Here is a 12,054-nt window from a genome sequence, read left to right as displayed (position 1 = left end):
AAGTCACCTCTCAATCTGCGGTTGTGCCTCGATCGACGATCGAGTTAGACTAAGATAAATTGCCAATCTCAATATTTTAAAATTAGCAGATCGATCGACGATTATTAATCGTAATCTGTGAAAAGTGTTATTAGCGATACCGACAAAACACATAACTAATAGGTGAGAGTGATGACAGCTCAAATACAGCCAATGGATCGTAATTTTGGTACTTCGATAGATACTGACAAGTATGTATCCCAGACGCAGAAAATCGCCCAGCAGATATTAAGCGGTACAGATCGAGATTCAATTTGGACAAAATTAGCACAACTCAAAAATGAACTCCGCATTGATGACAAGCTGATGGCTTGGACAATGGAAAATGATGGTTTACGGGTGCAGTTATTCCGGTTAATTGATTGCTTGCCCGCATTGCAAAGTAAGGCTGAAATTGCCCGACACATGCAAGAGTACTTAGCTAGCGATGCGATCGAAGTACCAGCCTTACGGTCGTTATTAAATTTCAGCACTGACAATCCCCACTCAATTACCGCCACGGCGGCAGCAACAACCCTATCCACCGCAGTAGGCACACTTGCCAAGCGATATATCTGTGGTGAGAATTTGGTAGCAGCGAGTAAAACGATCGAGCGATTGCGACGCGAGCGGTTGGCATTTACGCTGGATTTACTCGGTGAAGCCGTGATTAGTGAAGCGGAAGCTCAAGGCTATCTCGATCGCTATCTAGCAATCATGGCAGATCTGGCCGATCGCGCCCAAAAGTGGGAGCCTAGCGCACAAATCGACTGGGCTGATGGTGGAGCACTCAACCGCGTTCAAGTTTCGGTGAAACTCAGTGCTTTGTATTCACAATTCGATCCGATCGATCCGGTGAAAACAACCGAAAAAGTCAGCGAACCAGCGAGAATCCTCCTGCGGAGAGCCAAAGAATTGGGCTGCGATCTGCATTTTGACATGGAGCAATATGAATTCAAATCGCTGACATTACAAATTCTCAAACAAGTATTAATCGAGCCGGAATTTCGCGATCGAGCGGATGTCGGGATTACCTTACAAGGCTATTTACGCGATAGCGAACGAGATTTAGTCGAACTAATCGCCTGGGCGAAAGAACGCGGTCAACCGATTACCGTCCGCTTGGTTAAAGGTGCCTATTGGGATCGAGAAACAATTCACGCTCATCAACAAGGTTGGGCTGTCCCCGTCTTTTTTGATAAGGTTTCCACGGATGCTAATTACGAGCGATTGACGCAAATTCTGCTCGAACATCATCAGTATTTATATGCGGCGATCGGTTCTCACAATGCGCGTTCGCTAGCTAAAGCGATCGTGATCGTCCGGGAGCTAGAGATCCCCAGTCGTGCCGTGGAATTCCAATGTCTGTACGGGATGGGCGACAAGTTTACTAAAGCGATCGCCGATATGGGTTATCGTGTGCGGGTATATTGTCCGTTTGGTGAATTGATTCCGGGGATGTCTTATTTGATTCGGCGGTTGTTGGAAAATACCGCCAATAGCTCCTTCCTCCGGATCAGTGGCAGTGAGTCGCGGGATCTGGCTAAATTAGTTGCTGCGCCAGTGATGACCGATCGCGATCGCAACTACAACGGCGCGCCTGCCAGTAATAGTTTTGATGGATTTACCAATGCGAGCGATCGGGATTATGCGATCGCCAACGAGCGGGCAGCCGTCCAAACCGCGCTGGCAAAAGTACTCGATGAATTTGGCAACACCTATTTACCCATCATCAACGATCGAGCCATCTCAACTGAGGACTATATCGAATCAGTCAACCCTGCTAACTCTAGCCAAGTAGTCGGGAAAATTGGTCTAGCTAGCATCGAGCAAGCCGATGCAGCCGTCAAATCCGCCAAATCCGCTTTTGCCACCTGGAAGCAATTGAGTGCCCAGCACCGAGTCGATATCCTGCGACGAGCAGCAGATTTGATGGAAACACAACGCGCCGAATTAGCCGCGTGGATTACTTGGGAAGTCGCCAAACCGATGCGCGAAAGCGATGCGGAAGTGTCCGAAGCGATCGATTTCTGTCGCTACTATGCCCAGGAAATGGAACGCCTGGAAAGCGGCGTGCAGCGCAATCTCCCTGGCGAAGATAATACTTACATCTATCAACCGCGCGGCGTTGTCGTCGTCATTTCTCCGTGGAACTTTCCCCTGGCGATCGCGATGGGGATGAGTGTCGCTGCGATCGCCGCTGGGAATACAGTCGTGCTCAAACCTGCTGAGCAATCATCAGTCGTCGGTGCCAAAATTGCCGAAATCCTCCACGCCGCCGGACTGCCTGCGGGCGTCTTTAACTACTTACCAGCCAAAGGTTCGACCGTTGGCGCACATCTAGTTAAGCATCCCGACATACATCTAATTGCCTTCACCGGATCGCAACAAGTCGGTTGTCAGATTATCGCCGCTTCGGCGATCTTACGCCCTGGACAAAAACACATCAAACGCGTCATCGCCGAAATGGGCGGCAAAAATGGCATCATCGTCGATGAAAGTGCCGATCTCGACCAAGCAGTCGTCGGTGTGATGAATTCCACCTTTGGCTTTGCCGGCCAAAAATGTTCGGCTTGCTCCCGCGCGATCGTCCTAGCTCCAGTTTATGACAATTTCCTCGATCGCTTAGTCGCTGCCACGCGATCGCTAACCGTCGGCGCAGCCCATCTACCCGATACCCAGCTCAGTGCCGTTATCGATGCCGACGCTCGATCGAAGATCCAACAGTATATTACTCAAGGCAAAGAAACTGCCAAACTCGCTTTAGAAATGCCCGTACCCGATGATGGCTTCTATGTCAGTCCGACAATCTTTAGCGAAGTCGATCCGCACAGCGCGATCGCGCAAGAGGAGATCTTTGGCCCCGTTTTGGCAGTAATTAAAGCCGCTAATTTCGACGAAGCCCTATCGATCGCCAATGATACCAATTTCGCCCTGACTGGCGGCTTATACTCCCGTACGCCATCACATATCGATCGCGCTTACCAGGAATTTGAAGTCGGCAATCTCTATATTAATCGGGGGATTACTGGTGCCTTAGTCGATCGACAACCCTTTGGCGGTTTCAAGCTCAGTGGCGTCGGTTCTAAAGCTGGCGGACGCGATTATCTATTGCAGTTCCTCGAACCGCGATCGATTACCGAAAATACTCAACGTCAAGGTTTTGCACCGTCGGTATTAACGTAATCGATCAACTTCACGTTTTCATTTGACCTTTTGAGAAAGTCGAGGATGTTAGTTTCGTTGGGAGTTATGAGTTGCGACAACTAAACCGTACACGTATTTCCGCCTAGAGATACTAGCAACTTAGGTTATATTACTCCACGACTCTGACGATCGTACCGACTTTAATCAGCGGGTAGAGTGCCTGGACATCTTTATCGTACATCCGCACGCAGCCATTGGATACGGCTTTACCGATCGAGTCGGGTTTGTTGGTGCCATGAAAACCGATCGTATCTTTTCCATCAGTCCAGAAACCAATCCAGCGCGAGCCGAGCGGATTATTTTTACCAGGCGACATCCTTTGACCCGTATTAAAATTCGTCCAACCAGGATTGACAATCGTTTCCATAACTTGCCATTCTCCAGTCGGTGTTTCGCGGCCTCTTTTCCCGATCGCTACCGGATAAGTAGCAACGATCTGGCTACCTTTGTAAACATATACTTTCCGTTCGTTTAGCTGGATTACGAGATTGACATCGGCAATTGGCGGCAAGCTTTTGGCCGCTACCTGGATAGCAACAGGATTTACCGTCGAGGTAGTATTGTTTTTGCTAATTGAATTGTGGTTTGTGGGCGTAGAATCTTTAGCCACTACTGTGGCAGTAGGCTTGGTTTTATGCGATGCGGGTTCCGCTTTAGACCGCTCTGTGGCGATCGCTGGTAGGATGACGATCACAATTGCTAGGACAACTTGAGGTTTCAGCAGGAAAGAATTAACAAATCGGTTCATGGTTTCAGTTCTGGTCTACTCTGGAGCGAATTTTGATGATCTTAATTTGCCCAGAACTATCAGCTTTACTGTCAGCGTTTTGACCGATTATTATTGCTATTATTCTCTCTTGTCTGCGCTAATTGTCCGATTCATTAGATTTTTTGAAAACTTGCTAACGCTTGCAATTGAAAAAGGGCGATCAATCTATGAGATCAATCGCCCTTTTTTCATTTACTAACTATTGAGCCTAGCCAAATCTAGTCGATACTCAAAATCCAGGTACCGACATAACGTGCTACGGGAAATTCGCTGCTACTTTTGACCTGACAAGTGAAGTAATACATCCCAGCCCCATCGGGATTTTGGACGTTATTGAGCACCACTTGGATGTCCCCTTTGGTTTTGATTCTCTGAGCGAGATCGATTTGGAGGGTTTGATTTTCGCGATTCCAGGCTACGGCTTGGACGGGGATTTGTTTTTCGCCGACAAAGACTTCGATCGCTTTATCATCGAACTTACCCTTGTAATATTCAGGATAACTAATCTGAATTTGGGCGGCACCAAGACGATTGATTTTCGAGCCAGGAATATTGAGTCGATAGCGATCGGTCGCATTGCGATTGCCAGAATCTAGCCGGTAGCTGAGCTGGTTGGACGGATCGACGCCACTAAAGAGCGTAAATCCTGGTAGACTCTGTGACCTAGCGACGATCGGAGCGACGGCTACGAGGCAACTAGCAAGTGCGAGGACGGGCAAAAATCTCTGAGCTGTCTGAATATTTAACATTGGTGTTCTCCACTAAAATCTCGCACGTTGAGCATCTGTTACTCAAACTTTACTATCAATTTAAGATGAATTGACTAGTATCGCTCGATTTTAGTGCCAAAATCAGTAAAAGTGTCTACAAATGGCCACTTTTTAGCGATCCTAATTCAGGTTTGGTACTGACAAGTGGGCGATCCCCAATGATAATTACAGCAAATTACAGATTGAGCAAATTAGCGGATGCGATCGGATTATAGCTAACGATAGGATGTCGTTATTTTGTGCTGAAATTAATGTTGGTTCTATTTAGGTGTAGATCTCCGATAGTGCTCCCCACCAACAGCTTGTCATCACTAGTTTTGAGAGTTTATAGCGTCCAAATTTGATTCGGGGCGGTGGCATCCAATCTGTTATTATCGATCTGGTTCTATCGAATAATTGCTATATTTTCTGTAGTCTAAATCACAATTTGCTAGAGATTTTTGCACAAAAATAATCGTTCTGGTCGATGCCAGGGCAGAATCGACCACACAAATTCACTAGAGACGATCTCGTAACCTAACTTTTGGTATAAATTGCGACCGCGCTCGTTATTACCCATCACATGCAGATGGATTTTGCTGTAGCCCCATGTCTTGGTCAGTTCTTCGCAACTAGTAATTAGTTCTGAGGCTACGCCCCGCCGCCGGAAGTCGCGACTGACGGCGAGATTGGAGATATAGACATAACGCTGTGGAGTGGGTTGACGATAATTATTAATTCTGACGCCGACTTCGATCGTGCCGACGACCCGCGTTTGGCCGCGATCGGGATAAACAGCGATCGAGCAAACTTGCTGCTGGCTTTTGTGTGGCTGGGAACTGGTTGAGTTGCTGCGCAGACGGTGCCGGAGATCTTCAGCAATCCCTAGTTTGAACAATGGTGTAAACCAACCCATCCAGCCGCGGTCGAAATGAAAACTCCGAGTGATAATATCCGCGACGCAATGTATTTCTTCTTCTCTCACGGCCCGAATCTCGATGGGGTATGGATCGAGCGCGATCGTCTGAGCGATATTTGCGGTGTTTGCAGTCATGTCTCAAAGATGCTGGTTTGCGCTGAATTCCGAACCGCTGCAATGTCGATCGAGTCGATCGCAATTTGATGATTAATCGAAGAGATCGAATATTTAGATTGGTAGTGAGTCGATCTACAATTAGAACTGACAAGCTCACTCAAACTGAATCTTCATCATAACTCATTTAGCCGATCGTGCAGGCGATCGAGGCAATCCTTTGGCATCTCCTATCGAGCATCAGTCTTCAGCCGAAGAGCGGGCAGCAACGGTCGATCGACCGCCGATTACTCAGCCACCGATCGTGATGGTGGAAACGGCTTTTTTGGCTAGTACTACCAGTTTGCTGTGGTTATTAAGTTATTACGTGCCTGGTATCCCGATCTTTAGGGTCTTTTTCCCAATTCCGATCGCCTTAATCTATCTCCGCTGGGGTCGTCGCGCGGGGTGGATGACAACTCTTGTTTCGGGGTTGTTATTGACAGTGCTAATGGGGCCAGCGCGGAGCATTCCGTTCGTGATTCCCTATGGGTTGATGGGGGTGCAATTGGGAGCCTGTTGGCGACGACGGACGGGTTGGGGGTTATCGATCTGGCTGGGGGCGTTGCTGGGCTGTATCGGCGTCTTTTTTCAGTTTTGGTTGACTTCGGTATTAGTTGGCGAAGATCTCTGGGCGTATGCGATCGCGCGGATTCGGGATCTTGTGGAATGGCTATTCCTGCAATTGGGGATTCTCGCCGAACCGAGTTTGCCGATCGTCCAATTTTTGGTACTCTTGGCACTCTTATTGAGCAATCTGGTCTATGTTTTTGTCGTCCACACGATCGCGCTGTTAATGTTCGAGCGGCTGGGCAATCCGATTCCCAAAGCACCAGCGTGGGTGGATACATTACTGGATCTCTAGTCTAGTTAACTCTTGCCCAAACGATACTCATGTCCTAAGATCGCGAGGTTAGGCTATCAATCTCGATCGCCTGTTAAAGATTGCCGATGCAGTGGTAAGTCTAAAGCATAGTTAGTTACTGGGGCGATCTCGGTTATTAGGGATGCAGGCGCGATCTCAGCTAAAATTCGATCAACAATATCTACCGATTATGAATCTGGCGACTAAGTACATGTATTTGTATGGAGCGGGGGGACACTCAAAAGTGATTACTGATATCCTCAACAGCCTCGATATCCAAGTAATTGGCATGTTTGATGACAATCCCCCCAATGCTAGGTTCAAGGGGATGGAAATTCGCGACGGGATTCGGTTGATGGGGCTAGGGTTTCCCGAATTAGACGCACCATTGATTATTAGTGTCGGTAATAATTTGCGCCGTGCCGAACTAGCTCGATCGATCGCGGCGATTTACGGTACTGCCATTCATGGCACGGCGATTATTTCGGCCAAGGCAACTGTCGGTGCTGGGACGGTAATTTTACATGGCGCGATCGTCCAAGCTGGTACCACTGTTGGCGAGCACGTCCTCGTCAATACTGCTGCTAGTATCGACCACGATAATACGATCGGGGACTATGCCCATATTTCGCCACACGCCACGTTATGCGGTCACGTCCAAGTCGGGGAAGGCACTCATATTGGGGCGGGTGCTGTCGTGATTCCGAGTATTCGGATCGGTCGCTGGTGTACGGTGGGTGCGGGCGCGGTGGTAATTCGGGATATTCCTGATTTTGCGACGGCGGTGGGCAATCCCGCTCAAGTAATTAAAGTTCGCGAGGAGCCGGACTTCAGCTCGATTTACGCTCCGCTCGATCTCAGCTCGACATCACAGCCGCTCGCCGCGAACGATCGCCGATAGTCGATCGGTAACCAGGTAACTTATGTCACAGATCGGTAGTTATGGCTAAGTGCTGAAATTTTTTTGGTACCACGCGATCGTTGATTTAGCGGATCTCGATCGATAATTGAGCGGATATGATGGGACAAGTAAGATTTATCTGACCAAGTCAGTGGCTCCGCCAGCGAACACAATTTCTGCATTTTGGAAAAGGTTGCTTAAATATTCCGGATTAGCTAGGTAATTGCGTGAATCTTATTTGAGAAAGATCTGGAAGATAAGCTGAAATTATCACACAACTTAGATAAACATCCACCATGCAATATTCGAGTTCCACCTGGCCAACTAATTTCCCAACCGATCGAACAACTTCCGCAAAATTCTACGATCTGGCCATCATTGGGGCAGGAATTTCGTCAGCATATACCTTGTTGCATTATCTGGAGCGATTGGATCGACAGTTTGTCTCGGGTCGGACTCAGCCTATCAAAATTGTCGTCACCGAAAAGTCTGGTGAGTTCTGGACGGGGATTCCGTATGGCAATCGATCGGGTCGAACGGCGTTATTAATCTCACCACTGAAGGAGTTTATTCCTCAACAACCAGAGCGCACAGATTTCATCAATTGGTTGAATGAGCATCGCGATTGGTTGTTCGATCGTCAAGTCTATGCAGCACAAGGTCAACTAGCAAGCCAATGGTTGGACGATAATGCCGCAGATATCGATCGCGGCGATTGGGACGATTTATTCATTCCGCGTCATACGTTTGGCTTGTATCTTCAATCCCGACTAAGCACGGCATTAACCACCGCTACCGCCAAGGGACTAATTGAGTGCGATCTGATTACCGCTGATGTTTGGGATATTCAGCGCGATGGCGAATTATTTTTAGTCGATCTCACCACGGATGCAGGTGGCAATCGATTCACCGCCAAACAGCTAGTACTGGCGATCGGCAGTCCGCCAAATTTGGGCTTCGAGCAGTCGGCGGAAGCTGTCAAGTCGGGGCTGTGTTACATCGATGATATGTACGAACCATCCTTGGACTTCAATCTCGACAGGTTATGTCGATCGTTGACCGAGATCGCCGATCCCGCTGCCCGTCAAGTGATGATTATCGGCTCGAATGCCAGTACTTTAGATACGATCTACAGTATCAATAACTCTCCCGCTGTCACTAATTCGATCGAGAAATTCATCATCCTCTCCCCATCCGCAACTTTCCCCCATCGCATCAATCGGGAAGTTCCAGCGATCGATTACACGCCCCACGCACTAGTCGCTTTAGTCCAAACTGAATCTTTTACTGCCAAACAAATTCTGGCCGCCGTCGAGCAGGATGTCGCTGGCGCTATTGACCAAAATATCAATATCTCGGATATCTACGGCGATATTACCAAGGTGGTGATGCAGGGCTTGAATCTGCTGAATATAGAAGAACAACAGCAATTTGTATTCAGATATGCCGTCGAAATCGGTAAATTCCAACGCCGTGCTGGCGGTGAATATCTAGATGTCGTTAACGATCTGGTCGAGCGACGTAAGTTGGAGTTTGTCAAAGGTCGCTTTGTCAAACAATTACCATTGCCAATGGGCGGTGCTGGCTGTGAATATCTCGACAGCGAACACCGCCAACCACACGTATTCGATCGACCGATTGGGGCGATTATTAACTGTGCTGGCTTTCAAGACGTCACCCAGTCTTCCTCCCCCCTGATTCAAAATCTCCTCCAGCGGGAGATCTGCCAACCCAATCAGTCGAATCGCGGTTTTGCGATCGATCAGAATTTCAAAGCTAGTCCCAACTGTTATGTGATGGGACCATTAGTTGCGGGCAATATCGATGGTACTTTTCGGGTTTGGCACGCCGAGAGCTGTCAGCGAATTTTGGGTTTATCCAAGCACTTAGCCAAAGTATTGCTGTCAGAATCGACAGCAGTAGCACCCGAAATCGCGATGTCCGAGCCAGCGACATCCGCAACCTTGATACCTGCGGTCTAAAAGTAAAAGCAGAGATCTGAGGGTACCCATAAAGGGCACCCTACACAATTAACCTGTAGGGGTGCCCCTTGTGGGTACCCTAGATCTATACCAATCAATCGTATATTTAAACTGAGGCAATCGGTGAGTAATCTGGCTTACTATCAATGCGATCGAAATCTAAGTTAGACTCGATCGCATGAGATGCAGCTCCACCCAGTGGCTGCGGTGGAGAAACGATCGATGCAGTCTGGTAGTGAAATAATAGTCATTGGTGGTGGGGTCATTGGATTGGCTACTGCCCTCGAACTGCGGTTGCTCGGCGCGGCAGTCACTATTTTAGGTAAAGACTTCAATGCTGCCGCCGGACATGCTGCAGCGGGCATGTTGGCACCGCAGGCCGAACGCATTCCGACTGGTGCGATGTGGGATTTATGTTTGGCTAGTCGGGATTTGTATCCAGAGTGGATCGCCAAAATCGAATCGATTTCCGGTATCGCTGCAGGCTACTGGCGATGTGGAATTTTGGCACCGTATTATCAAGCTCAAACAGGTATCGATTGGTTGGACGATCGATCGATTCACCACCACCAATCGGGTTTGAGTGAAACAGTAGTTGGTGGTTATTACTATCCAGCCGAAGGCCAAGTCGATAATCGCGCCTTGATGCGATCGCTGTTGGCCGCCAGCCAATCTCTAGGCATTGAATTCTTAGATGGCGTCGAAGTTACCAACATTGAGATCGATCGAGGACGTGTAACGCATCTAGCCACCAGTCAGGGCGATATCTCGGCACAGCACTATATCCTCGCCACTGGTGCTTGGTCGCAGCAACTATTACCCATCCCAGTCGTACCGAGAAAAGGGCAAATGTTATCGGTCTTAGTTCCGATCGAGCAGCAGGAGCATTTACCGCTCCAACAGGTATTATTTGGCGAGGAGATCTACATCGTGCCGCGCCAAGATGGCCGGATTATGATCGGGGCAACTAGTGAAGATGTCGGCTTTGCCCCGGCCAATACACTCAAGGGTGTCAAACAATTGATGACTAATGCGATGCGGTTATTTCCACCCTTACAACAGTTTCCACTACTCGAAACGTGGTGGGGGTTTCGGCCAGCGACGCCCGACGAGTTGCCCATCTTAGGCACCAGTCCTGCTACCAATCTGACACTAGTCACCGGACACTATCGCAATGGTATTTTATTAACACCGATTACCGCTAAGTTAATCGCCGATCTCGTTTGGCATCAGCAAGCAGATAATTTACTATCTGCCTTTAACTGGCAACGGTTTGACCCTGTTTGATTTTTAAAAACTGTGGAAGATTTATACTTTTGCATACCAGAGTGTGTGAGGCTCCTGCTGTCTAAGCTGAGAGTCGATCGAAATTTACCCGATTAAAAACCTTGCCAACAATTTACAAAAATCATTTCACAATTACTAATCACCAAGCGATCGCGGGGCGGTGCATGACTAGTGCCAGTTTGGTTGAGATTGAGTTGTTGGAGCACTGGCGAAGTCGAAGCGATCGCGATGGCAGCGGGTGGGGATTGCCCAGGAATGGAGATTTCATAGGCACCGATCGCTAGATCGGCCAATTCATAACTACCATCAGCCTTGGTGATTGTCTCGCGGCGATCGGTTTTGCCCCCAATCTGCATTGCCGTCACAGTAGTATCAGCCAGTGGCTTTCCGGCGGGATCGAGGGCGATCCCTCTCACCGTATAAATCGGCGTTAAGGGAATGGCGATCGTCGTATAACTCCCCAAGGCGACATTCACGCGGATCGAGTCGAGTGGTTGCCCTGCGGCATCGACCAGCCGACTCCGCCAGTGTGCGGGCAGATGAGCGGCATTGAGATCGATCCGATAGCTCCCTGGTGCGGCTCGGACTTCTACACGATTGGTGAGTTGAGTCGTCTGACTGGCATTGAGCGTTTTTTTGTCGAGGCTAATTAATTGTGGGTGCCAGTAGCTTTCCTCCCCTGGATCTTGCTGGCCATTACTATTGCGATCGAAAAAGGGTTGGATCGCAATCCCGCCGCGAGTCCGCAACTCTTCGACCCGCGTACTAGTTGCACTGCCACCTTGGAGATCGAGGGTGGATTGCAACTCTAGCGAAAAACTCTCCCGACTGGTAAACGCCGAAATCCCTTGATATTTGCCCATTAATTGCAAACCGGGCGATAAAGTGACGCCGATGCCAGCATTGGCACCACGCCCAAACCCGCTCCAGCCATAGCCTAATTCCGATTGAAAGGTATTAGACTGATACCGCCAGCTAAATTGGCTCAAAGTGGTCGGCGTACCGACGTATGTCGATTGATAGTTGGCGATCAGATTTTGGGTGCTGCCACCGCCGGATGGGAGTTGATAACTAACTTCCGAGTTAAAACTGATTTCATTGCCTTGAAAGCCGAGCTGCCAGTTATTTTGCTGGTGACTGGCACTCCAACGCAAGAAAGAATTACTATCGAAAGTCCCCTGAATATTGCTGTAGCTATTGGGAG

The 12,054-nt window shown here is 48.8% G+C and carries 8 protein-coding genes and 1 pseudogene; 5 read left to right on the top strand and 4 right to left on the bottom strand.

Annotation, left to right across the window (positions count from 1 at the left end; genetic code table 11):
* Window positions 1-171 precede the first annotated feature (171 nt).
* On the top strand, window positions 172-3,204 hold the full coding sequence (gene pruA, locus RMO27_RS18060; protein ID WP_309735067.1) for an L-glutamate gamma-semialdehyde dehydrogenase: 3,033 nt from the start codon (window positions 172-174) through the stop codon (window positions 3,202-3,204).
* A 130-nt stretch (window positions 3,205-3,334) separates the two neighbouring features.
* On the opposite strand, the gene RMO27_RS18055 is transcribed toward pruA, so the two are convergent.
* From RMO27_RS18055 to RMO27_RS18045, 3 genes are all read right to left on the bottom strand, one after another.
* Window positions 3,335-3,973, bottom strand: a complete 639-nt coding sequence (locus RMO27_RS18055; protein ID WP_309735064.1) for a L,D-transpeptidase — start codon at window positions 3,971-3,973, stop codon at window positions 3,335-3,337.
* Between the two features lie 239 nt (window positions 3,974-4,212).
* The gene (locus RMO27_RS18050; RefSeq protein ID WP_309735061.1) at window positions 4,213-4,743 is read right to left on the bottom strand and encodes a DUF2808 domain-containing protein; all 531 of its coding nucleotides are present in this window, start codon (window positions 4,741-4,743) and stop codon (window positions 4,213-4,215) included.
* A 451-nt stretch (window positions 4,744-5,194) separates the two neighbouring features.
* Complete coding sequence (locus RMO27_RS18045; RefSeq protein ID WP_309735058.1) at window positions 5,195-5,797, bottom strand: GNAT family N-acetyltransferase; 603 nt, start codon at window positions 5,795-5,797, stop codon at window positions 5,195-5,197.
* 199 nt (window positions 5,798-5,996) lie between these two features.
* On the opposite strand from RMO27_RS18045, the gene RMO27_RS18040 reads away from it, so the two are divergent.
* From RMO27_RS18040 to thiO, 4 genes are all read left to right on the top strand, one after another.
* Complete coding sequence (locus tag RMO27_RS18040) at window positions 5,997-6,680, top strand: DUF2232 domain-containing protein (RefSeq protein ID WP_309735056.1); 684 nt, start codon at window positions 5,997-5,999, stop codon at window positions 6,678-6,680.
* Window positions 6,681-6,870: 190 nt separating this feature from the next.
* On the top strand, window positions 6,871-7,581 hold the full coding sequence (locus RMO27_RS18035; RefSeq protein ID WP_309735055.1) for an acetyltransferase: 711 nt from the start codon (window positions 6,871-6,873) through the stop codon (window positions 7,579-7,581).
* A 296-nt stretch (window positions 7,582-7,877) separates the two neighbouring features.
* Window positions 7,878-9,563: an FAD/NAD(P)-binding protein gene (locus RMO27_RS18030; protein ID WP_309735053.1), complete on the top strand. Its 1,686-nt coding sequence runs from the start codon at window positions 7,878-7,880 to the stop codon at window positions 9,561-9,563.
* A 183-nt stretch (window positions 9,564-9,746) separates the two neighbouring features.
* The gene (thiO, locus tag RMO27_RS18025) at window positions 9,747-10,850 is read left to right on the top strand and encodes a glycine oxidase ThiO (protein WP_309735051.1); all 1,104 of its coding nucleotides are present in this window, start codon (window positions 9,747-9,749) and stop codon (window positions 10,848-10,850) included.
* Window positions 10,851-10,942: 92 nt separating this feature from the next.
* Here the strand turns inward: thiO and RMO27_RS18020 are convergent.
* Window positions 10,943-12,054 (bottom strand): annotated as a pseudogene (locus RMO27_RS18020) (carboxypeptidase-like regulatory domain-containing protein); the annotation flags it as partial.

The sequence above is a fragment of the Chamaesiphon sp. OTE_75_metabat_556 genome, from assembly GCF_031378165.1.
Taxonomy (GTDB): domain Bacteria; phylum Cyanobacteriota; class Cyanobacteriia; order Cyanobacteriales; family Chamaesiphonaceae; genus Chamaesiphon.
This window is presented reverse-complemented; position numbering and strand designations above follow the sequence as displayed.

Bases quoted from the DNA above. Each gene is read 5' to 3' on its own strand.
- pruA (WP_309735067.1), top strand. From the start codon at position 172: ATGACAGCTCAAATACAGCCAATGGATCGTAATTTTGGTACTTCGATA.
- RMO27_RS18055 (WP_309735064.1), bottom strand. From the start codon at position 3,973: ATGAACCGATTTGTTAATTCTTTCCTGCTGAAACCTCAAGTTGTCCTA.
- RMO27_RS18050 (WP_309735061.1), bottom strand. From the start codon at position 4,743: ATGTTAAATATTCAGACAGCTCAGAGATTTTTGCCCGTCCTCGCACTT.
- RMO27_RS18045 (WP_309735058.1), bottom strand. From the start codon at position 5,797: ATGACTGCAAACACCGCAAATATCGCTCAGACGATCGCGCTCGATCCA.
- RMO27_RS18035 (WP_309735055.1), top strand. From the start codon at position 6,871: ATGAATCTGGCGACTAAGTACATGTATTTGTATGGAGCGGGGGGACAC.
- RMO27_RS18030 (WP_309735053.1), top strand. From the start codon at position 7,878: ATGCAATATTCGAGTTCCACCTGGCCAACTAATTTCCCAACCGATCGA.
- thiO (WP_309735051.1), top strand. From the start codon at position 9,747: ATGCAGCTCCACCCAGTGGCTGCGGTGGAGAAACGATCGATGCAGTCT.